Annotated in this window: 25 protein-coding genes; 18 read left to right on the top strand and 7 right to left on the bottom strand. The window is 43.1% G+C overall.

Going from position 1 to position 26,204, the window contains the following annotated elements:
• Positions 1–27: 27 nt before the first annotated feature.
• The 9 genes from FBF61_RS13740 to FBF61_RS13700 all read left to right on the top strand — a co-directional run bounded on the left by FBF61_RS13740 (position 28) and on the right by FBF61_RS13700 (position 7,269).
• Positions 28–954, top strand: a complete 927-nt coding sequence (locus FBF61_RS13740) for an outer membrane protein assembly factor BamD (RefSeq protein ID WP_138477976.1) — start codon at positions 28–30, stop codon at positions 952–954.
• A 48-nt stretch (positions 955–1,002) separates the two neighbouring features.
• The gene (locus FBF61_RS13735) at positions 1,003–1,314 is read left to right on the top strand and encodes a DNA-directed RNA polymerase subunit omega (protein WP_026632203.1); all 312 of its coding nucleotides are present in this window, start codon (positions 1,003–1,005) and stop codon (positions 1,312–1,314) included.
• Between the two features lie 159 nt (positions 1,315–1,473).
• A complete protein-coding gene (coaBC, locus tag FBF61_RS13730; RefSeq protein WP_138477973.1) occupies positions 1,474–2,682 on the top strand; it encodes a bifunctional phosphopantothenoylcysteine decarboxylase/phosphopantothenate--cysteine ligase CoaBC in 1,209 nt (402 codons plus the stop codon).
• Positions 2,679–3,599 (top strand): type IX secretion system protein PorD, encoded by a 921-nt coding sequence (gene porD, locus FBF61_RS13725; RefSeq protein ID WP_138477971.1) that lies wholly within the window; start codon positions 2,679–2,681, stop codon positions 3,597–3,599. Before coaBC ends, porD begins: the two co-directional genes overlap by 4 nt.
• Before the next feature lie 55 nt (positions 3,600–3,654).
• On the top strand, positions 3,655–3,870 hold the full coding sequence (locus FBF61_RS13720; protein WP_138477969.1) for a hypothetical protein: 216 nt from the start codon (positions 3,655–3,657) through the stop codon (positions 3,868–3,870).
• 161 nt (positions 3,871–4,031) lie between these two features.
• A complete protein-coding gene (gene recN / locus FBF61_RS13715; RefSeq protein ID WP_138477967.1) occupies positions 4,032–5,687 on the top strand; it encodes a DNA repair protein RecN in 1,656 nt (551 codons plus the stop codon).
• A 39-nt stretch (positions 5,688–5,726) separates the two neighbouring features.
• Complete coding sequence (locus FBF61_RS13710; RefSeq protein WP_229215038.1) at positions 5,727–6,161, top strand: viral A-type inclusion protein; 435 nt, start codon at positions 5,727–5,729, stop codon at positions 6,159–6,161.
• A 68-nt stretch (positions 6,162–6,229) separates the two neighbouring features.
• Entirely contained in the window at positions 6,230–6,829 is a 600-nt protein-coding gene (locus tag FBF61_RS13705; protein ID WP_374756612.1) for an SCO family protein, read from the top strand.
• A gap of 23 nt (positions 6,830–6,852) precedes the next feature.
• Positions 6,853–7,269: a c-type cytochrome gene (locus tag FBF61_RS13700; RefSeq protein WP_229215037.1), complete on the top strand. Its 417-nt coding sequence runs from the start codon at positions 6,853–6,855 to the stop codon at positions 7,267–7,269.
• Here FBF61_RS13700 and lptC read toward each other — a convergent pair.
• The 3 genes from lptC to FBF61_RS13685 all read right to left on the bottom strand — a co-directional run bounded on the left by lptC (position 7,266) and on the right by FBF61_RS13685 (position 9,911).
• A complete protein-coding gene (gene lptC / locus FBF61_RS13695) occupies positions 7,266–7,865 on the bottom strand; it encodes an LPS export ABC transporter periplasmic protein LptC (protein ID WP_229215036.1) in 600 nt (199 codons plus the stop codon). The genes FBF61_RS13700 and lptC overlap by 4 nt on opposite strands.
• Positions 7,838–9,082: a BamG-related protein gene (locus FBF61_RS13690; RefSeq protein WP_138477961.1), complete on the bottom strand. Its 1,245-nt coding sequence runs from the start codon at positions 9,080–9,082 to the stop codon at positions 7,838–7,840. The genes lptC and FBF61_RS13690 overlap by 28 nt, the downstream gene beginning before the upstream one ends.
• Positions 9,083–9,188: 106 nt before the next feature.
• Positions 9,189–9,911, bottom strand: a complete 723-nt coding sequence (locus FBF61_RS13685) for a type III pantothenate kinase (RefSeq protein WP_138477959.1) — start codon at positions 9,909–9,911, stop codon at positions 9,189–9,191.
• 513 nt (positions 9,912–10,424) lie between these two features.
• Here FBF61_RS13685 and rho point away from each other — a divergent pair.
• From rho to FBF61_RS13660, 5 genes are all read left to right on the top strand, one after another.
• On the top strand, positions 10,425–12,203 hold the full coding sequence (gene rho / locus FBF61_RS13680; RefSeq protein ID WP_138477957.1) for a transcription termination factor Rho: 1,779 nt from the start codon (positions 10,425–10,427) through the stop codon (positions 12,201–12,203).
• Between the two features lie 108 nt (positions 12,204–12,311).
• The gene (locus FBF61_RS13675) at positions 12,312–12,839 is read left to right on the top strand and encodes an OmpA family protein (RefSeq protein ID WP_138477955.1); all 528 of its coding nucleotides are present in this window, start codon (positions 12,312–12,314) and stop codon (positions 12,837–12,839) included.
• A 222-nt stretch (positions 12,840–13,061) separates the two neighbouring features.
• Positions 13,062–13,580: a helix-hairpin-helix domain-containing protein gene (locus tag FBF61_RS13670; protein ID WP_138477953.1), complete on the top strand. Its 519-nt coding sequence runs from the start codon at positions 13,062–13,064 to the stop codon at positions 13,578–13,580.
• Between the two features lie 326 nt (positions 13,581–13,906).
• A complete protein-coding gene (locus FBF61_RS13665; RefSeq protein WP_138477951.1) occupies positions 13,907–14,206 on the top strand; it encodes an ArsR/SmtB family transcription factor in 300 nt (99 codons plus the stop codon).
• A 27-nt stretch (positions 14,207–14,233) separates the two neighbouring features.
• Entirely contained in the window at positions 14,234–15,334 is a 1,101-nt protein-coding gene (locus FBF61_RS13660) for an NADH:flavin oxidoreductase (protein ID WP_229215035.1), read from the top strand.
• 135 nt (positions 15,335–15,469) lie between these two features.
• Here FBF61_RS13660 and htpG read toward each other — a convergent pair whose 3' ends face one another.
• On the bottom strand, positions 15,470–17,308 hold the full coding sequence (htpG, locus tag FBF61_RS13655; RefSeq protein ID WP_138477947.1) for a molecular chaperone HtpG: 1,839 nt from the start codon (positions 17,306–17,308) through the stop codon (positions 15,470–15,472).
• Positions 17,309–17,555: 247 nt separating this feature from the next.
• On the opposite strand from htpG, the gene FBF61_RS13650 reads away from it, so the two are divergent.
• Entirely contained in the window at positions 17,556–18,107 is a 552-nt protein-coding gene (locus FBF61_RS13650) for a hypothetical protein (RefSeq protein WP_138477945.1), read from the top strand.
• A 72-nt stretch (positions 18,108–18,179) separates the two neighbouring features.
• On the opposite strand, the gene FBF61_RS13645 is transcribed toward FBF61_RS13650, so the two are convergent.
• Together FBF61_RS13645 and FBF61_RS13640 are read right to left on the bottom strand one after the other, a co-directional pair.
• Positions 18,180–18,881, bottom strand: a complete 702-nt coding sequence (locus tag FBF61_RS13645) for an MCP four helix bundle domain-containing protein (protein WP_138477943.1) — start codon at positions 18,879–18,881, stop codon at positions 18,180–18,182.
• A gap of 189 nt (positions 18,882–19,070) precedes the next feature.
• Positions 19,071–21,578: a TonB-dependent receptor gene (locus FBF61_RS13640; protein WP_138477941.1), complete on the bottom strand. Its 2,508-nt coding sequence runs from the start codon at positions 21,576–21,578 to the stop codon at positions 19,071–19,073.
• 332 nt (positions 21,579–21,910) lie between these two features.
• On the opposite strand from FBF61_RS13640, the gene FBF61_RS13635 reads away from it, so the two are divergent.
• The gene (locus tag FBF61_RS13635; RefSeq protein WP_138477939.1) at positions 21,911–22,645 is read left to right on the top strand and encodes a DUF6962 family protein; all 735 of its coding nucleotides are present in this window, start codon (positions 21,911–21,913) and stop codon (positions 22,643–22,645) included.
• Positions 22,646–22,729: 84 nt separating this feature from the next.
• On the opposite strand, the gene FBF61_RS13630 is transcribed toward FBF61_RS13635, so the two are convergent.
• Positions 22,730–23,365, bottom strand: a complete 636-nt coding sequence (locus tag FBF61_RS13630; RefSeq protein WP_138477937.1) for a peroxiredoxin — start codon at positions 23,363–23,365, stop codon at positions 22,730–22,732.
• Between the two features lie 479 nt (positions 23,366–23,844).
• Between FBF61_RS13630 and FBF61_RS13625 the strand changes: the two genes are divergently transcribed.
• Together FBF61_RS13625 and FBF61_RS13620 are read left to right on the top strand one after the other, a co-directional pair.
• Positions 23,845–25,029 (top strand): cysteine desulfurase family protein, encoded by a 1,185-nt coding sequence (locus FBF61_RS13625; RefSeq protein WP_138477935.1) that lies wholly within the window; start codon positions 23,845–23,847, stop codon positions 25,027–25,029.
• Positions 24,995–26,197, top strand: coding sequence for an XdhC family protein (locus FBF61_RS13620; RefSeq protein WP_138477933.1), 1,203 nt, complete (start codon positions 24,995–24,997; stop codon positions 26,195–26,197). The genes FBF61_RS13625 and FBF61_RS13620 overlap by 35 nt, the downstream gene beginning before the upstream one ends.
• Positions 26,198–26,204 lie beyond the last annotated feature (7 nt).

Genomic DNA, 26,204 nt, shown 5'->3' with positions numbered 1-26,204 from the left:
AGCTTTTTTATTACCTTTGCAGCTAATATGCGAAAAATCAGTCCTGCAAGTTATTTCTTGCTATTAATTACAATTCTTGTTGTTACTTCCTGTAGCAAATTTTCAAAATTACAGAAAACAGGTACGGACCAGGAAAAGTACGACGCCGCGATGTCCTATTATAAAAAGGGCGATTTTTACCGGTCAGGCTTACTTTTTGAGGAGTTGATACCTCTACTAAAAGGTAGCACCGAATCTGAACTTGCGCAGTTCTATTATGCTTACACGCAATATCAGCAAGCTCAGTATAGCACAAGCCAGTTTCTTTTCAAGAAATTCTTTGACACTTACGCCCGTAGCGATTATGCTCAGGAAGCGCTTTATATGCATGCTTTTTCATTATATAAAGATTCTTCACCTTTCAACCTGGATCAGACAAGTACGTTCACTGCCATTTCGGCGATGCAGGAGTTTATCAATACTTATCCTGAAAGTGCTTTTCGCGAAGAATGTACGCGGTATATCTTAGAACTTCGATCCAAACTGGAGCGAAAAGCATATGAAAAAGCAAAGTTGTATCACAAGGTCAGTGATTTCAATATGATGTCTCTGAAATCCGCTGTTATTTCAATCGATAACTTTCATAAGGATTTCCCGGATTCAAAGTACAATGAAGAACTTGCGTTCCTGAAAGTTGAGTCCCAGTACAACCTGGCCTCCAACAGTTATTCGCTGAAACAAAAAGACAGGTACCAGGAAGTTGTGAAATTTTATCAGGAATTAATCGACAAGTATCCGACGGGGAAATATAACAGAGATGCGGAAAGGATGTTTGAAGACAGTCAGAAGCAAATTGAGGTAATAGCAAAAGCAGAACTGGAAAGGCGGAAGGATCTCGAAATTAAGCCGGAACCAGAAAACAAGCCTACAAAAGTAACCACCCCGCCCGCTACACCGCAATCTAACGGTCAGTAGCATAGGGCTTTAATTAAGTTTTAAAAATTTAAACTATATCAAATCAACATGGCAACGAATCCATCGATCATTACCAGGGATACGGACAAGATTGCAGACGTAACCGGAAACTTATATGAGTCGGTATCTGTGATTTCAAAAAGAGCCCGCCAGATTTCGAGTAAAATGAAGGAAGAGCTTAACAATAAGCTTGCAGAATTTGCATCAGGGGTCGATAATTTGGAAGAGGTATTCGAAAACAGAGAGCAGATCGAAATTTCCAAATTTTACGAGCGTATGCCAAAAGCAGGCAGCATTTCCATAGATGAATTCATCGAAGGAAAAACGTATCACGCTTACAGGGATACTACTGAAGAATAGTCAATTGTTCTTTTCAAAAAACCAGCCGTAGATAGATTTATACGGCTGGTTTTTTGTTTATCATTCGTCTACATTTTCCATAGTAAGGTTATCTGTGTAACTTTATTCCTGACATCTATCAAGATTTCTTAAATTCAAATCGCTTAGCGCACTTAAAAATTGAATATCAGGGGCAGAAAAATACTGGTTGGCATATCGGGAAGTATTGCAGCTTACAAGTCAGCACTTTTGGTCAGACTGCTCGTTAAGGCCGAAGCCGAAGTCCAGATCATCATGACTGAATCCGCAAAGGATTTTATTACACCTCTTACCCTATCTGTTTTATCCAAAAGGCCGGTGTTGAGCACTTTCACCGATATTGCTGCCGAAAGCTGGAATAACCATGTTGAGCTCGGGCTCTGGGCAGATGCGATTGTGATTGCGCCCGCTACTGCACGTACACTTTCAAAGTGTGCTACCGGAAACTGCGATGACTTGCTGACTGCAATATATCTCTCGGCCCGTTGCCCAGTTTTTTTTGCACCTGCCATGGATGTCGATATGTACCATCACCCCTCGACCAGACAAAATATAGCTCAGCTGACTGATTTCGGCAACATATTTATCAACCCGGAATATGGAGAACTAGCCAGCGGGCTCATTGGCGACGGACGTCTCGCAGAACCAGAACTGATTGTTCGTGTGTTAGCAGATCATTTTGCCCGAAAGTCTGCTGCTGTCTCCAAAAAAATACTGATCACCGCCGGCCCGACCGTTGAACCTATTGATCCGGTACGTTACATCAGTAACAGATCATCAGGAAAAATGGGGTATGCAATTGCTGCCGCTTTCGCTTCCGCGGGCTCGGAGGTAACCTTGATCAGCGGCCCCACCAGCTTGAATGAACCTCATGGCAACATTAATCTGGTCAAGGTTGAAACGGCACAGGAGATGTTAAATGCCTGTCAGGATTTCTTTTCGCAAAGTGATGTCATCATATTTTCCGCGGCTGTGGCTGACTACAAGTCCAAGGTCACAGCTGAACAAAAAATCAAGAAACAGGGTGATGAGATGACGCTGGAATTGGTCAAAACTACCGACATTGCAAGCACTTTGAGCAAGACCAAAAATGGCAGACAACTAGTGATCGGATTTGCGCTGGAAACTGAAAAGGAGCTGGAACATGCACAGGAAAAACTCGAACGCAAAGGATTTGACTTCATAATACTAAATTCCCTAAATGATCCTGGCGCCGGTTTTGCACACGATACAAACAAAATAACCGTTATTGACAAAGAAAAAAAGATCCGCCGGTTCGAACTAAAATCGAAAGATGAAGTTGCTGCGGATATCCTTAATATTGTTCTGGAAAAATGGAATGAAATATGAAAAAGAACCGGGTTTTACTGATTTTACTGGTGACTGTATTGGGCATTTCAGGCGAAGTACTGGCTCAGGAATTGCAGTTCACAGTGAATCTCAACTATGAGCAGCTCATTGCACAGCAAAAAACGGACCCTCAGTCTATGAACCAGCTGCAAACCTACATGACTGATTTTTTGAATAACACGCGCTGGACCAACGACGAATTTGCCAAGGAAGAAAAAATAAAATGTAAGCTGAATGTCAATCTTACCCGGTCTTTGAGCCAGGGAAATTATGAAGCAAATGCCCAGCTTGTGGTGTCCAGGCCGGTTTTTAATTCGAGTTATGAAACAGTTTTGTTCACTTATATCGATAAAAATTTCACATTTACATACTTACCCAGCACACAACTCTACTTTAACGAAAACAGCTACACAGAAGAATTACCCTACATTCTCGCGTTCTATGCAAACGTAGCATTGATTTTCGATTACGATTCTTTCAGTAAACTGGGAGGTTCTCCCTACGTTCAGAAGGCCTTTAATCTGGTTAATCAGGCAAGGAATTCTTCGCCAAGTAAAAAAGGCTGGGATACGAGTGGAGATTCACGAAACCGTTATTGGCTGATAGAAAATTTGATGAGTCAGCAGTTTACACCTTTCAGAGAAGGAATTTATCAGTATTACCGTCAGGGTCTTGATGTAGCGACACAAAATCCCGAGGAAACGCAGGCGCGTGTACTTGGCTTCCTGAATACAATCAAAGAAGTTGCGCAACTAAGGCCGGCCAGCGTGGTGATCAATTCATTTTTTGATGCAAAATCGGATGAATTATACAGGATTATGATTGAAGCTCAACCTGAGGAACGCACGCAGGCTTACAATATTCTGGTAAGTCTGGATCCTACCAAAACCCAGCTTTATCAACGCTTGTCGATGTAAAATGGTGATTTCCCGTTTTGCCGCCAATTGTCTTCTCCAATCCACTCCGTAAATAATGAGTAAAAGATTAATCCGCATTACCTCACAGGCTATTTATCCGTCCCTCGACAAATTGTTGAAACTGGAGATTAACGCGGTGATGCAGAATGGAAACACTATTTTCGGAAAACTTCACTCTTTTACAGAGGACCAGCTTGTACTACTCGATACCCGTAGCCATCCACATCAGCTGCTTTTGAACGATCTTTTCGAAATAGTTTACGATGCTTAGCCAGCAAAACCAGTGTTAAGCCTCATTAAAATAGGCCTGCCAGCCGAGTTATATTTCCTTATTGAAGATATCATAACTATATTCGTATCGGGGACAAAAAATATGATTTTCCTTCTTAAAGGCATGATTGCAACGTCTCCGGTAATCCGCTTAAATTAGATATGCTTTCTAATTTGCTTATAAAAAATTATGCTCTGATCAAGCAACTGGAAATGTCTCCCGATCCCGGATTGAATATCATAACCGGTGAAACTGGCGCAGGAAAGTCAATTATGCTTGGTGCTATCGGGTTACTCCTAGGTAATCGCGCCGACGTGAAGTCCCTTTACGACACCAGTGAAAAATGCGTGATTGAAGGTAGTTTCAATCTGTCCGGCTATGATCTCCGTCCCAATTTTGAAGAAGAAAATCTGGATTTTTCCGATGATTGTATCATCAGAAGGGAAATTTCTGTTTCTGGGAAGTCGCGGGCTTTCATCAACGATACACCTGTTAATCTTGATACCTTAAAGAGAATCGGAGGCCAGCTGCTGGACATTCATTCGCAGCATGATTCGATTATGCTGGGAAACAACGATTTTCAGTTACAGGTCGTCGATTCTTTTGCCGGAAACTTGGACTTACTTAAATCGTACATATCTGATTATCAAACCTACCGGTCCGAATTAAAATATCTTGATGATCTTAAAAGTGAGGCCGCGCAGCTACGCAAAGAATTCGATTACGACCAATTCCTGCATCAGGAATTAAGTAACGCGGCACTTGTTTCGGACGAACAGGATAAGCTGGAACAGGAGCTCACGATTCTGGAAAATGCTGTCGAAATCAAAGAAAAGCTTCAACTCGCCCACGCATATCTTGATAATCCGGAGAATTCGGTACTTGAATTTTTGAAAGGTTCTATTAATTCCTTATCACAGGCGGCGAGGCTTGTGCCGGCTTATGATTCCCTCCGTCAGCGGGCTCAAAGTACGCTGATTGAACTCAGAGACCTTGCGGAAGAAATTGAACAGGTGAACGGATCTATTGAAGTTGATAAAAATCGCACCGACCTGGTGCAAGAACGCCTGGATCTCATCTATTCTTTGCTAAAAAAACATCAGGTTTCCACTATTGACCAACTTCTTGAAATTGAGCAAAATTTACAGAACAAATTAAATACGGTATTAAACTTTGACGAGGATCTTTTGAAGGCGGAAAGAAAGACTGCACAAGCCAGAGAAGCAATGCTGAAAAGTGCCAAAAGCCTTTCTTCAAGCCGTCAAAAAGTTACTAAGGCGATTGAATCCCTTATTTTGGAAAGACTTGTCGAACTGGGTATTCCTAACGCGAGCATTTCTATTCAGATCAGCGAAATTCCTCCCTCGCCAAATGGCAGCGATTCTGTTGTTTTTCTTTTCAGCGGAAACAAGGGAATTGTACCCCAGGAGCTGAAACAGGTAGCCTCGGGAGGAGAGTTTTCAAGATTGATGATGGTTATCAAATATATTCTTGCTGACAAAAAGAAACTTCCTACGATCATTTTTGATGAAATTGACACGGGCGTTTCCGGCGAGATCGCAAAGAAAATGGGAAAAATGATGCAGAATATGGCACACAATCACCAGATTATTGCGATTACACATTTACACCAGATTGCCAGCAGCGGTAATGCGCATTACTTCGTTTATAAAGACCACTCCTCTGATAAAACGGTCAGCAAGGTCAAAAAATTGACGGTGGATGAACGTGTCCAGGAAATTGCACAAATGATAGGAGGACACAACCCTTCGGAGTCTGTCCTGCTGAATGCCAGGGAAATGATCCTGAAAGAATAGTCGGAAATCTTAGCTTATCTCTCACATAACCCTTATATCATGATGAAGAATTTAATAATGCTTGTCGCCATTCTGGCTGGCTTCGCCTCCTGTGATAAAAAAGCAGATAAAGTACAGGAGCTTGAAACTGAAGTCCTTGCGATTCACGATGAGGTTATGCCGCAAATGGACGATATCATGTCGCTAAAATCGCAGTTGTCCGAAAAAATCCAGACTATGGATAGCTTGCAAAATGAGGGTGTAAGCAGCAACACTACTGCCGAGGCACGTATCAAGGCTGTTGATTTAAACCAAAGGCTTAATGAATCTGACAAATTGATGATGGACTGGATGCATGCTTACCGTGGGGATTCAGCCAAAAAATTGAACCCTGAGGCAGCCGTTCTATATTTTGAACAGCAAAAAGAAAAAATACTCCTGGTTAAACAGCAAACAGTAAAGGCGATCGAGGAAACCAAAACATTTTTAGAATAATAGTAATGAGATTGATTCAAAAAAATATTTGCATAAATTTTATAGCATCTTTATTTACATTGTCCGCGATTTTCAGCTGTGGCAGTGAAAACAACAAACTTCCGATCTTGGGGGAGCGTGACTGGGTTACCAAAACAGTCGATGGCAAAGAAATAGTTGATACTATTTATAATGTAATACCTCCTTTCACATTTGTAAATCAGGACTCGGATACCATAACTGAAAAAATCGTTGAAGGAAAAATTTACGTCTCAGACTTTTTCTTTACCTCCTGCCCTACCATTTGCCCCGTGATGAAGCGTCAGATGCTTAAGGTATTTAAAGAAATTAAAGCAAATCCTGATGTAATGATTATTTCGCATACGATTGACCCAGAACATGATACACCTCAAGTACTACACAAATACGCGGAAGATCTGGGCGTTGAGGGAAAACAATGGCAGTTTGTGACCGGCCCAAAAGACAAGATCTACGAGATCGGGCAGAAGAATTACATGTCAACTGCGAAGGAGGACAAGTCAGCTGAAGGAGGTTACATTCATAGTGGTGCGTTCATTCTGGTTGATAAGGAGAAACATGTGCGTGGAATGTATGATGGGACTACCGACGAAGGAACACAAAAGCTGCTGAAAGATATTACGACCCTCCTGGAAGAATATAAGAAATAATGCATTTTACAGAGGTTTTTCGAATGATCAGACCAGCTGGCGCATTGCTTGTTCTGGGGTTGCTCAATGATGCATGCCAAAGCTCGCAGGAACTGAAGAGTGAACAATATTTTGCAGAGGGATACCAGTTGTATACAACTTATTGTTCCAACTGCCACCAGACTGATGGAAAAGGAATGTCAGGTCTTTATCCGCCTCTCGTCGGCTCCGGGCAGTTAACAGAGAAGTCCCGCCTTGCATGCATTATTAAAAATGGTATGAGCGATACGATCATGGTAAATGGAAAAGAATTCAGCAGGCCCATGCCCCCTAACCCAAAGCTGAAAGACCTGGAAATTGCCGAAATAGTGACCTACCTGAATATAAAATGGGGTAAGGACAGCGTATTCACTTCAATTGAATTCGTTGAAAAATCGCTGAAAGATTGCGCGCCGAATTAAGGGCCTGTAAACTTGTAAATGCCTGTAGCTTTCCTGAATTTGATCCTCGTGAAGTCCTGTTCGGCATCCATACCAATCGCATTAGTCACTTCGGATGTTCGCTTATTTATGACAGACAGGGGCTTTTCTGTAAATACTTTTCGCGTCCTTGGACTCCAGCTTAATTCAGTTGTAGTCAGCACTTCATCGGTAACAGACTTCACAACCCGTACATTCCCCTTCACGATATACACATCCAAATTCTGATCATATCGACCTGAATCGGACCGCAGACGTGTTACAACCGTACCTAATGAATCAAAAAAGCTGATGTTGATAGTATCTGGAAATACTTTGGTTTCATTTTGATACCGCAACGATTTTGGGGTCTTCATCAATACTTTAAGCTTCCCCTGTTCACTGTACTTAACTTCAACTTGATTAACAATCTCCAGTGGTCCAGTGTAAAGTGCCCCCAATTTGTTCTTTTTACCTTCGCAGGCCCAAAAAAGCAAACCTAGTAGTACTATAAGATAAAAAGGAGATAAAAATTTATCTCCTTTTGGCATAGTTCCTAAGACCAATTCTATTAATCTATTTTTTGTTTTACGAACCATCTGTCAAGAAGAGTAATACCCAAAACTGCACGTCCGTACCTTTCTCTGATCATTCCTGCGCCTGTATTGCCGCGTTGTCCGCCTACGAGGGCCAGCGACAAAAAGTTTTGATAACCGCGGCCCATGGGGAAAGTGAAACCTATACTTACATTGGTATCATTAACATCATTTTTCCCGATGGTATAGGGGGTTTTACCATGACTGAAACCGATGCGGTACCTTACAAGGTCAAAATAATTCAAAGAAGAAAAACGAGGCAAATATTCCAGCCCGACATTGAACCTGCCAACATCCTTCAGATTGTCATTTGAATTAGAAAAATTCCGGTAATTTGACCAAGATTGATGGTTATAGTCAACCGAAACAATCATCTTAAACGGCCATTCAAGACTGGCACCGACCTGGAACTGTTCCGGGATTTTCAATCCGCCACTCAGATTATTCTGTAAAGTATCTGGGTCGACAACGTTAAAACCGCTTTGAGTAAGCTCGAAAGACGTAGTTTGGGTAGCATTTATTGTTGTACTGAAACTGTAGGTACCGCCTAGGTTCAGGTTCAGCTTGTTATCCTTTTTGATCGGGATTCGCAATGCGGCTCCTCCACGGAATGCGATATCGGAATAAGTAGAGCGTTCATTCAAACTTACCACATAATTCGCTCCCGGAATGCCCAGGGAAACTTCTGATGCTTTGCGTACATTACCAAAGAAATACGAAGTTTCAAGTCCTACGCTCAGATATTTCCCTATCTGGAAAGAATTGGTGATAGAGGCTTTATTGATTCCGCCTTTTCCTGACACAACGTACTGAGCATCTATAACTCCCGGGCCTGGCGGTAGATCTGGGGTAACAGTGCCGCTAGTTGCATAGTTTTTGATGTAGTCATTAATATCCGGCGCGCCGGATACATTACGGCTCGACGTATTTTCATAGTCAACAAATGTGTAGGGTTTCAAGCTGATACCCAGTGCCCATTTGGGACTGATGGGAAACGATAATGCAACATAAGCGAGGTTTCCACCTGCATTTCCCTGTTTCTTCGCACCCGAAACGATCTCTTTATACTGTCCTATTAGGCCAATATCAAGTGTAGTAAACCTGTTACGAACCCAGAGTGCCGGATTGAGGTTGTTTATTTGAAAGCCGGTGCTGGTACTAACTCCAGACTGTCCCATTCCAGCATTATCGGAATATGCATCTCCATAAAATTCTCCCATGCCGAGAGACGAATACGGTGAATTGCCTAAACCCTGGGCATTTAACTTTGATGTAAGGTCTGAACAACTCCAACCGAGTGTAATTGCCAAAGTAAGTATTCCTATTCTACTGTAAAGAGACATTATATGTTAAAATTCTGTTCAATCCTATTAAAACCAATTCCGGAACCACAAAGATGGGTGGTTTCAGGCTACTTTCAAAAAAAGCAACATCGCCGCCACATAATACTACGCGCAAATCGGGCGATTTGTGCCGGTACTTTTCAATTATTCCTTCCATCTCCGCCAACACGCCGTTCATGACTCCGCTTTGCATGGCTTGCCGCGTACTTTTGCCTACCAAAACAGGATCTTTTTCCGGGTCAACCATGGGAAGCCTTTTAGTGAAGGAGTGCATCGCTTTGAATCGCATTCTTACCCCCGGAGAAATAAGTCCGCCCTGAAAAGTCGCCGAGCTGTCGATCAGGTCATATGTGATACACGTGCCCATGTCCACAACTACCACATCTTCACCGGGATATAGAAAATTAGCACCTACTGATGCAGCAATTCGGTCTGCGCCAAGTGTATCGGGAGTATCGTAATTTTTATGAATCGGGAGTCGCGTATCCGGCGATAAATTCCAGACATTGACTGGCAGATCCAGCGCATTTTTAAATTCCTGAGAATCCATTCCAACGGATGAAAAGAATACATTCTGCGGGACATCGGCACGTATAGCCTGTACGAGTTCTTCAAAACCAAGCCCCTTCGTATAGCGTATAAGTTTTTCTCCTTGGAACCATCCAACCTTCGAAAATGTATTCCCTGAATCAACAACAACGTTCATAATGCTACAAAAGTCTTACTTTATGTCCATAAAAACTAGTGCGGACACAAACACGATGACAGCCCTGTAAATTATTCATTAACAGATAAAAATTCAACGTTCAAAACGGGCACTTTAAGCCGGGTATGACCGCTTAAATGCTGAATTAGCCACTTTTGTGACGAAACATTTGGAAATAAAAATTTCTATGTTTACCTTCGTTTCACTAAGTCCGGTATCGACTTATAAATCCAAATTCCATCTCGCGATAACTCTCAACGTTATCGAGGTTTAAAAAATCTTGCAGATTTATTGTCCGTACTTCTATCAGTATTAAAATTTACAAACTTTTCACTTTTAATTCAGCGAGTTTTCCAGTTTGTAAAGTCGTCACATAGACTTTTACAGAAATATTTATTCTGACATCAATGACCATCACGTGACCGCGGGACATACTTCTCGGACTTACCCAATTAAATTCTCAAAAACATAATTTCCATTTGGTAAAGTGTTACTTTACTTTCCTTTTTCTATATGCCTACAATTGATGAATTGAACATTAAGCTTCTATCAGAGCTAAAAGAAATAGCAGGCGGCCTTGGCGTACCCGATTATGCCAAACTCCCTAAGAAAGAATTGATTAACAGAATTCTGACCCACCAAGAAACTGTACAAAATACAGAATCACCTGTAAACGGTACAGAAGAACCGAAGAAAAAAAGAGTCCGCAGGCCGGTTGAAGCCACGCCTGTCTCTGCTAAACAAATAGGCAACCGCCCGCCTTCAAAAGGCAAGAAAGATATACCGGCACCCGTTGCATCTGCTGCGCCTTTGTTCGATCTTCCATCCAGAAGTGAATCGCAACGTGTCGAAAATTCATATAAAAACTCCGAAATTGTCGCTGAAATTGATTCAGAAAGTGACAACCTGGATGTCGATGATTCCGATAGCGACACGCTAAATGATCTGGGGAAAGAAGAGGTTATTATTCCGGCGGAGCCTGTTGAAAACCAACCTGCCGAAGAAATTCAGGATAAAACAACTGAAACAGTTTCAGACATTTCTCCTGCCGTTAAAGAAGAAAAACCTTCACGTCAGAGTAACGATAACCCAGAACGTCCGCAACAGCCTAGTTCTCAACGTGAAGATCCTTCCTCGAAGATCAAACGTAATTACAACAATTACGTGAGGGAATTTGATGGACTGATCATCAACGAGGGGGTTCTTGAAATTATGCAGGACGGCGGTTACGGATTCCTGCGTTCCGCTGACTACAATTATCTAGCTAGCCCGGATGATATTTATGTATCTCCTTCCCAGATAAAACTTTTCGGCCTGAAAACCGGTGATACGGTTAGGGGCCAGATACGCCCTCCCAAAGAAGGCGAGAAATATTTTGCGCTGCTAAGAGTTGAAACGGTTAATGGAAAAACCACTGAGGAAATTCGTGACCGTATCCCTTTTGAATATCTCACACCGCTTTTCCCGGATGAATGTCTTAGACTAAGCTCGCGGCCGGATCAGTATTCAACCAGGATTCTGGATCTTTTTGCTCCGATCGGAAAAGGTCAGCGTGGGATGATCGTTGCACAGCCGAAAACTGGTAAGACTGTTTTGCTTAAAGAAATTGCAAATGCGATCACCAGAAATCACCCGGAAGTTTTCCTTCTGATCCTTTTGATAGACGAACGTCCGGAGGAAGTTACCGATATGCAACGCAGCGTTCGCGCAGAAGTAATTGCCTCAACCTTTGATGAACAGGCCGACCGTCACGTAAAAGTTGCCAGTATCGTTCTTGAAAAGGCAAAAAGAATGGTGGAATGCGGCCATGATGTAGTTATACTTCTCGATTCTATCACCCGTCTTGCCCGTGCTTACAATACAGTAGTTCCGTCTTCCGGTAAGATCCTTTCCGGTGGTGTGGACGCGAATGCATTGCACAAACCAAAACGCTTCTTCGGAGCAGCCAGAAATGTTGAACATGGCGGTTCTCTTACTATCATAGCCACTGCACTGATCGATACAGGTTCCAAAATGGACGAGGTAATCTTTGAGGAATTCAAAGGTACCGGCAACATGGAATTACAACTCGACAGAAAGCTTTCCAATAAACGCGTATTCCCTGCCATCGATGTAATGGCATCAGGTACACGTCGTGAAGACCTGCTGCTCGATAAAGAAACCCTTAAAAAGGTATGGATACTTCGCAAGCACATGTCGGACATGAACGCAATGGAATCCATGGATTTCCTTTTGGAACACATGAAGGGCACCCGAAATAATGAAGAATTTCTGATTTCAATGAACCGATAAATGAATCAGCCGTGGTAGAAATATCACGGCTGTTTTGGTTTTAAGGGTATGATGCTCGGAAAAACTGCTTTGTATTAAACTACACAACTACTGAAAATAGGATAGAACATGTCAAAAAGTAAGTTCTTTTTATGGACTCTTCTTACAATCTGGATCCTGGGATCAACGTATTGGCACGTTTTCAAACTCAAAAATTCCGACATGTGGGCCATGAAAAGCCAGCTGACGGAAATGGATACAATTCTCCCGGCCGCACCTGTAAAAACAGCTGACGCGGACAAGCCCAGCCAACCTGCAAAAAGCGGTTTCAGTTTTGCCAGGTCGGGTGACAGTCTTGATCTTGATCCGGTAAAAAAAATACTGGACTCACTAACTACTTACGCAACTGCCCGCGGCAAAGTTGTGACCATCACGGGCTTTTATTCTGCCGACGAAACCAATAAAACGGTATTTCCCAACCTCGGACTCGCCAGGGCGTTTCGTATCAAAAAATACTTTCTCAGCAAAGGCCTTCCCGACTCCCTGCTCAAATTCAGAGCCCGTGTAAAACCGGATATGGTCATGGATGCAGATTCTGTAAGAGGCGCTATCGAACTTGGAGTAAGCAATGGTACCACTACGGCTGTTGCTCAATAAATATTTACTTTTTTATTTATTTAAGATGCAGGAAGTAACTCTTTTTGAAGGATTTCAAGTAATATGGCCTTACGCAGTGATGTTTTCAGTCACTGCAATACTTGGTTTTCTGATCGGTTTACGATCAGAGAAATCAAAGGTCAAAGGCCTTAAACACAGGCTGGCAAAACTAAATCGTGAATTGAGAAACTATCGTTTCGAAAAATAAACCTTGAGAAAAACTTGAAAGATATTACCACACTGGACTTACAGGATCTGTTGATCTCAGTAGCTGAAATTTTAATACCACTTTGCGGAGTCGCATATCTCGCCTGGTTTCTCGGCAGACGTATTGTTAGCAAAAAAGTGGACGACCTCAAAATTACCATCCAAGAAAAGAAAGAGGAACTCGCCCGATACGTCGATGCTGAAAAGGATAGGCCTTTTGTGCCTGTTACCGCTAAAATTGCCAGCACTATTTACCCCGATCCGGCACCCAAACGTGATCCGGATGACCTGAAAATCATCGAAGGAATTGGCCCCAGAATAGAAGAGTTATTGAATAAACAAGGCATCTATACCTTCGAACAGCTGGCTGATATTAACCCGGTCAGAATAGCAGGCGTCCTGAAAAGCGCCGGGCCAAGATTCCAGGTTCACGATCCAGGATCCTGGCCTGGACAGGCCGTCCTTGCAAAAGAAGGGAAGTGGGAAGAATTGCAGAAGCTGAAAGACCAGCTGATCGCCGGCAGAAACCCGTAGTATCTAACCTTCTAAAAAGAACTATCCAGACATCAGTTTCGGACATTTACGTTCTGCAAATCGAAATCTCCGCGTGTGCAGCTTTGGTACCTCTATCCGCGGAAAGATGGAACAGATAAGTTAATCAGTATCTTCAAAATAACTGCAACTGGCTATGATGAACACATGCCAGCTGTACATCTCTCGCTTCAGATCAATTGCTTAGCGCATTGATATTTTTGACTGCATTTCCTTCCTTCCCAATAAAAAATCATACGCCTGTAAACTAAAATTTGGCATCCTATGTTTATAGATATATCGAGAAAAGCCGATATATCTCCCGAGCTATGGAACAAGTAGAGATCTTCAAGGCATTATCTAATAAAACGCGGCTAAATATCCTTGCATGGCTTAAAGAGCCGGAGGATAGTTTCCCCGGTCAGAAAGAATTCGGGTTTGAGCATGGCGTTTGTGTTGGTCAGATCCAGCAGAAGGCCGGGCTCACACAATCCACTGTATCCGAATATTTAACTACTCTTCAGCGCGCAGGCCTAGTAAAATCAACCCGCCTGGGTCAATGGACTTATTACCGCCGTAATGAGGAAGCATTTGCAGCATTGAGCCAGCTTATTCAATCAGAATTATAATTAATTAATAACAACTAGTGTATGAACATGGATAGTCTATTCAGGCCTTTTAACCTGAAATCATTGAATATAAAGAACCGGATCGTTATGGCCCCCATGACACGATCTTTCTCCCCCGATGGCGTTCCTACCGACCTGGTAGCAGCATATTATGCCAAGCGTGCGCAAGGCGAAGTAGGTTTGATATTGTCTGAAGGAACTGTTATCGAACGCGTTGCATCATCTAACGATCCCAATATCCCGCACTTCTATGGAACTGAAGCATTGGCTGGCTGGCAAAAGGTCATTGATGGTGTGCATACTGCCGGAGGTTCAATGGGGCCGCAAATATGGCACATGGGCGTGATGGATGATCACCATTCCGGGTGGCTTCCTGCTGAGCCTTTTGAAGGTCCTTCCGGCTTCGGGCGGCCTGGCTTTAAGAATGGAAAGGCTATGACAGACAGTGATATTGCTGATACGATCGCGGCATTTGGCCGTGCTGCTGCAGATGCAAAAAGATTGGGTTTTGATACACTTGAACTTCATGGCGCACACGGATACCTGATCGACCAGTTCTTTTGGGAAGAAACGAACCAAAGAACTGATATCTTCGGTGGAAAAACTTTACCTGAACGCAGCCGGTTCGCAGTCGAAGTGATCAAGGAAGTGCGAAAGCAAGTAGGTGAAGAATTTGCCGTAATTCTGCGGTTATCGCAATGGAAACCCTCTGCATATACTAACCAGCTGGCAAAAACCCCTCAGGAGATGGAGGCTTGGCTAACGCCGCTGGCAGATGCAGGCGTCGATATTTTCCACTGTTCGCAACGCCGTTTCTGGGAGTCTGAGTTCGATGGTTCTGACCTTAATTTTGCTGGTTGGGCTAAAAAGGTAAGTGGAAAAGCGACCATTACAGTTGGTTCCATTGGCCTGAACGGAGAATTTCTGGCTGCGTTTGCAGGTGAAAGTTCGCAGCCCGCTTCGCTGGATGAGCTGGTGCGGAGAATGGACCGTGGCGATTTTGACCTCGTTGCAGTAGGCCGTCCTTTACTGGCAGATCCGGCCTGGACCAAAAAAATCCACGAGCAACGTACAGCCGAATTGAAAGGATTCACCAAAAAAGCACTTGGTGAGCTCGTTTTAAACTAAAATGATTTCAGTTTCAAATCAGAATTGATTTCAAAGCCACCGGAAACGGTTAGTTTTGTTGGAATTTTCCGATCAATAAAAAACCGCCCAAGATCTATAATCCTGGGCGGTTTTTTATTGATAACGATTACTCGCTTACAGCGTAGTTACGGTTCTCTGGATGAACTGCGTAAGGTCACTTCCGACTAACAAACCTTGTGAAAGTAACGCAAGGTCATAAACCTGCTTGGCAAGTGTTTTCTGACTTTCCTCATTCTCCGTTTGAAGGATCCGGCCAATTACGGGATGGTTGGAGTTAAGTGAAACCGTCGACATCAACGGCATATCACCAAACATAGAACGCTGCCCGGAACTAGCTTGCATATCGGTCATGCGGCGCATAAATTCAGGGAAAGTAATGACAACTGGAAGTTCGTCAACCGGCATAGCTTCCACCTGGATGTTAGCACCCTTATTGCCTGCAACCTCTTCAAAAATCTTCTTCACCTTTTCCTGATCATCCGCCGACAGAATGCTCTCAAGCTTCACATCCTTTTCAACGAGCTTATCAAGCGTATCCGCATCCACACGCTTTACAGTCGTTTTCTCTATTTTTTGTTCAAGTGCATTGATAAAATGTGAATCAATTACACTGGTCAGTGCAAGCACGTCGTAACTTCTCTTCTTCGCCGACTGAATAAACGCATCCTGTTTTTTCTCGTCGGTGGTGTAAAGCCAAACCAGCATATCATTTTTGTCTGTCTGGTTTTCTTTGATATGCTCACGGTACTCTTCGAAGGTGAAGAATTTTCCTTCTGTATTTTTTACAAGACAGAAGTCTTTCGCTTTTTCATAGAATTTATCATCACTGATAATACCATACTTCACGAAAAGGCCGATATCATCGAATTTCTTTTCAAAACCTTCACGATCATTTCTGAAGATTTCAAGCAACTTGTCCGCTACCTTTCTGGTAATGTAGCCATTGATCTTCTTCACATTACCATCTGCCTGCAGGTAACTTCTCGATACGTTAAGGGGAATATCCGGCGAATCAATCACACCATGCAGTAACTGAAGGAAATCCGGAACGATATCTTTTACTTCATCCGTAATAAAAACCTGGCGGCTGTAAAGCTGGATTTTCTCACGCTGTCCCTGGAAATCATTTCTTAGTTTCGGGAAATAAAGAACTCCGGTAAGATTAAACGGATAATCAACATTTAAATGGATCCAAAAAAGAGGGTCTTCACTGAAAGGATGTAGTTCTTTATAGAAAGCAAGGTAATCCTCGTCAGTCAGTTCGGAAGGATTTTTGGTCCAGATCGGATTCGGGTTGTTAATGATCTTGTCTTCAAACTCGATTTCAATCGGAAGGAACTTCCCGTATTTTTCAAGAATACCACGCAAGCGGCTTGCATCCAAAAACTCTTCCGAATCCCCGGCAATATGCAGGATAATATCCGAACCACGCTCGTCTTTTTCAGCACTGGTCAGTTCAAACTCGGTCGAACCGTCACATTGCCACCGCACGGCCTCTGCACCGTCCTTGTATGACTTGGTAATGATCTCGACGTTTTCTGAAACCATATAAGCAGAATAGAAGCCCAGCCCGAAATGGCCGATGATTCCCTTGTCACCTTTGCCGTCCTCGCCTTTGTCTTTATATTTTTCAACAAATTCAGTAGCGCCTGAAAATGCGATTTGATTGATATACTTTTTAATTTCATCGGCCGTCATACCGATACCTTTGTCACTGATAGTAATTGTTTTAGCCTGAACATCAAGCTTAACAACTACCTTCAAATCCCCCAGCTCCCCGTTAAACTCTCCGTAAGAAGCCAGCTTTTTAATTTTCTGAGAAGCATCAACTGCATTTGATACCAATTCTCTTAAAAAAATTTCGTGGTCCGAGTAAAGGAATTTTTTAATAATCGGAAAGATGTTCTCGGTGTGAATACTGAGATTTCCTTTTTCCTGAATCACTGATTCCATAATGGTTTGTTTTTTGGTTTTATATTTTAGAATTGTTTTCTGTCCTGCAATACGCACTAAAAATATGCGTTCCAAATACAATCAAAACCCAATCCTGCTGACACATTGTCAGTAGGAAGATACTGCGGATACCATCAATCGATTGGTTGGTAACTCATCGTCTTTTTTGTTAATATTGCGTCCATAAAAGCATTTAAAAACCGCAATCATCCAAATAGAGTCCACAAGAAACACGAATTATATAAATATGAATCTGATTAAAAAACTTTTTGCCGGTGTACTAATTTTAAGCAGCGTTTCGGCTTGTACCACCATGAATTCAGTGCCCCTCTCCAATTACACAGTATTTACAGAAGATTTAAGAAGAGACCTGGAAGCCGCCAATATCCCGATTGAAAAAGTGCAGTTCTTCAACGATAAAGCAATCAATATCCGCCGCGAAGTTGTGGACCCGAACGATATCAAAGTCAATCCCGAAGGACAGATCACAATGAGCAATGGCAAGAGCATCCAGACTATCAATGTACTTCCTTTTACACCGGGTGTTTCTTTGAGCTCTGACAACGGCGTTATCAATGTTTCATGGGACGACACACAGCAGGATACAAAAGGGATGAAATTCAACCTGAGCGGACAACATTATTTTCTTGACGTTCTGCCCAATAATAAATTTCAATATAAAGAACGGACATTTGACATGCAGGGAGGAAGCGGTACGCGGTTGTTCGTGAAAAAAGACTTGCTTAAACAGGTCAAAAATTCAAGAGAAACTTTGAAAGGCCGGAAAGTCGGTCAGTAGTGATTGGATTGATTTTCCAAATAAAATGGTCAGGAGGCGTTCCTGACCATTTTATTTGGATACCTATCGTATTTAATTCAGGTTAAAATATTGGTTCTTTTCTGCTACAATCTTGGGATTGTTGATGATGCCGGAATTCTGGATCAGAACAAGAATGATCAGGCCGATTATTACCGAGAGCGCGATTTGCAAGAAGGAAATAATACCGAAACTTGCCATATTGCTTTTCGATTCGCTCATCAGCTCCTTGCCGACAATAGACTGAATGCTGGTCAACTCGTTCAGCGTATCGATTGTACTTTGAAAAGTATGGGCACCATCCCCCGCAAAAAGCGCCTTCCCTTCTTCATGGAGGCCTGCCGCGCATAGGTTGATTATCATTTTTTCCAATGAAACATATTCATTGATGCGGTCTTTCAAGCCCGATAAACTCTTAGCCTCCTGATCGACAAGATATGTTTTTTCAAAAATCTGTACGAGCGAATCAATACTATTGTTGTTCATCTGAAGTTGCGCCCTGATCTCCTCGGCTGATTTGATCTCTTTTGACAACACAAATTTTTCGAGCGAAAGCCGCTTTGTATACAGGTTTTCTGTCAGATAGATAATCGTAGTGGCCGGAATCAGCCGATCCTGATAAATTGACGAGAACGACTTGTTTATGCCTTCCATGTTATGTCGTGAAAAAAGGTTGCCCAAAATAATCAGGACCATTATCCCACCAAGCAAAAATGCAGCTTTCAGTTTTTCACGAATTACAAAAGACCATTTCATGGTTTGTCGCTTTTTAGTTTATCCCCTCAATCAAATCGTTGTATTTCAAAAATACACAAATATCTCGTTATAATAACGAAATGTAAAGCGTCGGCTTTCTGTAATTTATATGCGTAACACAAAACAAAAAAGACAGATCCCGTAGAATCTGTCTTTTTTGTCCATATTTAAACGTCAGCTCATTGGTAATTATTTCTGGTCTCCCCCACCACCGACAACGTCTGTATTACTAACCGATTTCGTCTTCTTTTTCGGTGCATCAAAACTCATTTTACCGATAGAATAATTCAGCGTTATTTTAAAATTCCGGTTATAAAGCTGTGTCCGGCTGGACTGTGCAAACTGGGCCGAATTGAGATCTGATGTAAACCTCACACCCTTGGTCATAAAGTTCTCGGCTGCAAATCCGATACTTCCTTTCTTATTTGCAAAATCCTTTTTAAACCCTAATGCATACATATAAAAACCGGTACGTGTGCCCTGAAGCTGGATTTCCTTTCCACGATAAAAACCGAATGCCTGTAATCCCCAACCCTGTGGAAGAGAAAGCTGCGACATCAGACGTCCTCCATAATTGAAGCCTGAATTACTCACTGCTTCCGACGTGCCTTCTGCATTTACGGTCTGCCCGGATAAATAAGAATGCAATACATCCACACTACCGTTTAATGTCCATTTGGGGGTAAGATAAACGTTCGCGAAAAGGTTAAAACCATACGCCTGCTGCTTTCCGATGTTTTCATAGGTAGTTACGATCGCGCCTTGCAGTGTATCCACCGCCATTCTTACCTGCGTAATTGAATTGTTGGTCTGCCGTGCAAAAGCTGAAAAATTGAAATAGGTCTTCTTAATATTTGAACTCAAACCAACCTCAAAATTATCCGTAAGTTCGGGGCTAAGCGCAGGATTACCGGTACTGATGCTCTGCGGATTGGACAAGTTGACATTCGGGTTCAATTGCTGGATTCCAGGGCGCTGAATTCTTCGGTTATATGCAGCTTTCAAAGTGGTACTACCCGAAATACTTTTGGAAACGTTAATGCTGGGCACCAGATTTCCGTAATTAGGAATTGAAACTTTGCCTTGCTCTCCCATATCAGCCGTAATTCCGGTGTACTCATATCTTGTTCCGGCTTTAAAAGTGTATTTATTTTTGGTGGTCAGCGTGTAAGAAATGTATCCTGCAGCAACATTCTGGTTATAGTTCAGCGAGCCGGAAGGCTGGCTGCTGTTGAATATAAAGTCTCCCGATTCAGTTCCTATTAGGTATTTAAAATCACTGTCAACAGTCCTGAAAATACCTTTTGCGCCAAATTCCACCAACTGGTTTTTTCCGATCGGAGTCTGATAATCGGTCTGCAATGTAAATTCCGAATTATGGTTCTTGTTCTCGTTTTTCAACCGACCTTCCACACTGCCCGATTCACCCAATAAATCCGTATTGAAATTGTTGGTAAGCCCTGTTCTGCTATACAAAGTGGAGATGCTCCATTCCTGTTGCGGTTTGAATGTACGAATGTAATCCACATTGAAATCCACCGTTCCCGACAGATCCTTGCGGTCTACTTTCCTTTGAGATGTGGCATCCAGCGCATTGTTCTCAAACTGGTTGATGGTAAGGTTTTGTTTCTGGAGAAAATTTCTTGTCCCGTAGCGCAAGCCGGCAGAAAGTGCCTGATTTTTACCGAGATCGTAATCCCATCCCAAAGAATACTGCCCAAACATCCCTCTGTCCTTCGCGTTCGAAGTCTGATTGGTGAGATAGGAATTTCCTCCCGAGAAAGTAGTCTGGTTTAAAGTGGATTCAGCTTTGTTATAAAATGCCCGGCCAAAACCGCCCAGCGTAAAACCCATCTTGCCTTTTCTGTAACTTCCGTTCAGGCCCAGATTGGTACCTCTGTTACCCACGCCCGAATCCACGTTCAGTATAAGCCCCTGAAGATTATTCTTTTTGGTAATGATATTGATGATACCTCCCGATCCTTCAGCATCATATTTCGCAGAAGGAGATGTGATCACTTCCACAGACTTGATCATATCTGCGGGAATCTGTTTTAAAGCGTCCGCAACGTTGCTGGCCAGGATCGTAGAAGGCTTGTTATTGATCAAAACACGGATATTGGAGCTACCTCTGAGCGAGACATTGCCGTCCAGGTCCACGGAGAGCATCGGCACTTTCCTCAGCAGATCGGATGCATCGCCGCCCTTTGATGTAATATCTTTTTCAGCATTGAACACCAGCCTGTCCACTTTCTCTTCAATCATGGACTTTTCACCTGTAATCGTTACTTCCTGCAAATTCTGCACACTTCCTGCAAGCCGAACAGAGCCGAGGTCAATATCTTTTCCTTTTTCAACTTTGATATTATCAATGGACTTATCCTTGAAACCGATGAATGAAATAAGCAGTTTGTATTCACCCGGAGCTACTTTGACAATTGAGAATTTCCCGTTCTCGTCGGCGGTACAACCATCTACCGCTTTGTTATCCGCAACTCTGAATAATGCAACACTAGCAAATTCAACGCCTTTGGAAGCAGCTGAATCCAGTACAATTCCTGAAATTTTTGAGTTACCGGTGGGAATAGCGGACTGCCCGCCGGGATTAGGGGCCTGTGCATTTGCAGTGTTTATATGAGTAGTAAAAAGAACTGCGAATACTGCAAATCTGATAGTTGACAAAAACGGTTTTTTCATGGTTTTATTTACTTATGATAGAGAAGGCAAAATCAAATGGTCATATTTAAATACAATTACCGATACAAAGGAAAGTTATCTTATGTACTTCCTGTCCGATAATAGATCAAAGACTCATTTTCATCTGCCAACTGGTCGTTTCAGGATATAAGTCCCGAGGTCGCTGCAAACAGCTGAGGTGATCTTGCAAGGCTGGTATAATTTTGGTAAAGGTTGCGCTGACAAGAATATAGTTTATAAATTCTCTCAATTATGGTTAATTTGGGCGGCAGGAATATTGAAGAACCCTTCATTCATTCACTCCAATCCTTAATCAAAACACTCTTCTATTCATGAATGAAGTAACTATCGATTTCAGTAAGGTCCATCAGATACAGATTTTTGGCGTTACCATACTTGAACCTTCCACTGTGATCAGCAGCCTGATGATGACGGTGATATGCATTTATGCATTTTTTCATCTGAACAAGCTCAGCAGGAAACACCGGATGTACACCCAGATCCAGTATTTCTTCTTGTTCATGGGCATAGCGACTGCAATCGGGGGCGTATTGGGTCACGGGTTTTTATACCTTACCGGCATGCGGGGTAAAATTCCCGGATGGTTTGCGAGTATGATTGCTGTTGCTTTGTTCGAAAGAGCTGCGATATGGCATATAAAACCCCTTCTGAAAGATAGTCATGGAAAAATACTGGGATGGCTTAATTACCTGGAACTGACCATTTTCTTTGCGCTGACATTTATCACCCTCAATTTCGTCGTGGTGGAAGTGCATGCCTTTTACGGCTTATTCCTGATGCTTTTCCTGATCGAGATATATGTTTACAAACACAAGAAAGACCCCGGAAGCAAATACATCTTCATAGCCACGGCGCTCGGTGCCGTATCGGCCGGGCTGCATGCACTAAAATTCAGTTTCGGACCCTGGTTCAATTATAACGACATCAGCCATATCAGCATGGGGGCGTCGATATGGTACTATTACCTGGGTGGCAGGAACATGGTGTTTTACGGAAAGGAAGTATTGAAGGAAGAAGAAGTTACCGAAAGCCAGGGGTTTTCCTGAGAGATTACTGAGGCGGCAAAACTAAAAAGAGTAGGCACAACGGAATGTTATGCCTACTCTTTTCAGTGAATTCACCTGCCTTATTTACTTGTTTGGCTGAGGTGTATACCGCAGGTACGGCTTGACAATATTGAGCCCTTTGGTAAATTTCTTTTGTGCATCTTCAGTACTTACCGCCGGAACCACAATTACATCCTCTCCGTCTTTCCAGTCGGCAGGGGTAGCAACCGAATAATTGGCCGTTAACTGAAGTGAATCAACCACGCGCAGAATTTCGTTGAAATTACGGCCTGTTGATGCCGGATAAGTCAAAGTCAGCTTGATCTTTTTATCAGGTCCGATAACGAATACGGAACGGACTGTAGCTTTCTCGCTGGCATTGGGATGGATCATATCGTATAGCAAAGCCACTTTACGGCCCTCATCGGCAATAATCGGGAAGTTAACTTCCGTATTATTTACTTCATTTATATCCGGTATCCAGCGATGGTGAGAATCAAGATCGTCCACACTCACGGCCAGCACTTTAACATTGCGTTTTTCAAACTCGCCTTTCAGAAGGGCGGTCTTACCTAGTTCGGTAGTACAAACGGGGGTAAAATCTGCCGGGTGGGAAAAAAGCAACCCCCAGCTTTCACCTAGCCATTCATGGAAGTGAAGAGGGCCCTGAGTGGTATTCGCCTCGAAATCCGGGGCAATATCTCCTAATCGCAAAGACATAGTTATATGATTTAGTATGGAAAATTAATCTACTAACATTATAGACTTAATACAAAAATAACTAAATAGTTTCAATCGTCCCCGAATTTTGCGGCTTTAATTTCATCCTAATTTAACCTCATTTTAAGGCGCGTTTAATGGCGTTTTAATTGCCTGTGAGCTCCTTTGAGTATAATTATAAAATGTCACAACGCATACCTCCCATATACCCAATTCATTAAAAATATGGCTATCGGCGATTGGTAACCAGTAAAGCCGCAATCTGACAAAAACACCAATTGTCGATAGCTCACTCCTGAGAACAAGAACTAGGATGTCAAACCGATGGACGAAATGGCATTGAGATCTTCATCATAATAGTTAACCTGTTCGTTTAGTGTAATAAACCATCTCATGTTTAAAATGAGGTGGTTTTTTGTGTAATTTGAACTATAAAGAATGTTTTGGTTTTCTTCAGTTACTGACTGTATCTTCTTGACATGCCCTTAAAACTGCCCGTGTACCTCGACAACAATGCTACTACTCCCATGGATCCGAGAGTCCTTGACGAAATGCTGCCATTCTTTGTCGAAAAATTCGGTAATGCCGCCAGCCGTACGCATGCCTACGGCTGGGAAGCGGAGGAAGCAGTGGATATAGCCCGCGAAAGTGTGGCCGGCTTGGTTGGCGCACATCCTCAGGAAATCGTTTTTACATCCGGTGCTACGGAAGCTGTTAATCTTGCAATTAAAGGTACTTTCGAAGACTATTCCGTAAAGGGAAAACATATCATTACCGTAGCTACCGAGCATAAAGCAGTGTTGGATACATGCCGTCGCATAGAAAAATCGGGTGGGCGGATCACCTATCTCTCCGTGGGTTCCAACGGATTGATCGATCTCGCTGAGCTCGAAAATGCCATCAAGCCGGATACTATACTGATAGCCGTCATGTACGCAAACAATGAGACGGGGGTCATTCAGCCAGTGAGCGAAATTTCGGCTATCGCCAAAAAACATGGAATTCTTTTTTTCACAGATGCCACTCAGGCAGTGGGAAAAATCGCCGTAGATGTACATACAGACGGAATCGATCTGATGGCGTTCAGCGCTCATAAATTTTATGGCCCAAAAGGCATCGGTGCCCTTTATGTAAGAAAAAAAAATCCGGCAGTGACCATCACCGCCCAGATCGATGGAGGAGGACATGAAAGAAATATGCGCAGCGGCACACTGAATGTTCCGGCAATTGCCGGCTTTGGTAGAGCTTGCGAACTATGCAGCGACGAATTAGCTGCAGAAGGAAAAAGGCTGCAGAAGCTCCGCAATTATTTTGAAAATCAATTACTGGAACTTGGAGACGTTGAAATAAACGGAGAAGACAGCCCCCGCCTGCCCCACTCCACCAATATTTCATTTCACATGATCGACGGTGAAAAACTGATATTCGAAACAGGAAACGAGATTGCCTTCTCAAGGAGTTCCGCATGTACCTCCGCTACATTGGAACCCAGCTATGTGCTGAAAGCGATGGGCGTGCCCGATGGACTGATCCATAATTCTTTCAGGTTTAGCCTGGGTAGATTTTCCACGGAAGAACAGGTAGAACACGCCGTTAAAATAATTTCTAAGATTGTAAAAGAGCATCGTGATGAAAGAGATTACGGACATCATAAAGTCCTATGAGCTGGCCCTGGCGGCAGGCAAAAAAATGGCGCTCACCACAGTGGTGCATGTGGAAGGCTCCTCTTACCGACGTCCGGGCGCACGCATGCTCGTTACCGACGACGGCCAGCTGACCGGCGCTATCAGCGGTGGCTGCCTGGAAGGTGATGCACTCCGAAAAGCCTTGCTGGCTATTTCCCAGCAAAAAAACAAACTGGTAACTTATGACACCACCGACGAAAACGACACTACGCTCGGCGTGCAGCTTGGTTGCAACGGTATCGTACACATACTTTTTGAACCGATCCTTCCCGGTCAGCCCGACAATCCTGTGGAACTGCTGAAAAGAATTCATCAGAAAAGACAAAACGCAGTTCTGATCACTTTGTTTTCACTCCGGTCGCGCACCGCGGAACAGCCCGGAACCTGCTTTTTATATCTTGAAAAAGATAATACTCAGATACATCATGTATCCGATCCCCGGCTCCTGAGCGATCTGGTACCCGAAATCGACAGTGCAAAGGAAAAAGAAGATTCCTTTTTCAAAGAATTCACGATCAGTGGCCAAAATCTGACGGGTTTTATCGAATATCTCAAATTACCTCCTTCCCTGGTGATCGTAGGCGCCGGCAATGACACTATTCCATTAATGGAAATGGCGCATGTATTGGGCTGGGAAATTACCGTAGCCGACGGCCGGGCCGGACATGCGACCAAACATCGTTTCCCCAAAGCAAACAAAGTGCTGGTCGCACGCTCGAATGAAGTTCTGGATCATATACAGCCCGATCCACGTACTTTTTTTGTGTTAATGACGCATAATTACAATTATGACCTCGCGCTGCTGAAACAGCTGATCCAGATCGAAGCATGTATTTATGTTGGCACATTGGGCCCGAAGAAAAAACTGGAGAGAATGTTTGACGACCTGGAAAAAGAGGGCATTCAGGTCACAGACAAACAAAAAGAAAAAATATACGGCCCTGTCGGGCTGGATATAGGGGCCGAAACTTCGGAAGAGATCGCGCTATCTGTACTGGCGGAAATCAAAGCGGTACTGAACGACAGAACAGGAATCTCATTGAGGGAAAAAGCCGAACCGATACACAGCCGCTCGGATCAGAAAGTTGATTACGCCAAAACCGCCCGGGAGGATTTTCTTTGCGCAATTCAAACAGTCGAATCCTGAAACCCTG

It is taken from the genome of Dyadobacter bucti (assembly GCF_005869225.1).
Lineage (GTDB): Bacteria > Bacteroidota > Bacteroidia > Cytophagales > Spirosomataceae > Dyadobacter > Dyadobacter bucti.
The sequence above is the reverse complement of the archived record's forward strand: the minus strand, read 5'-3'. Positions and strand labels throughout refer to the sequence as shown.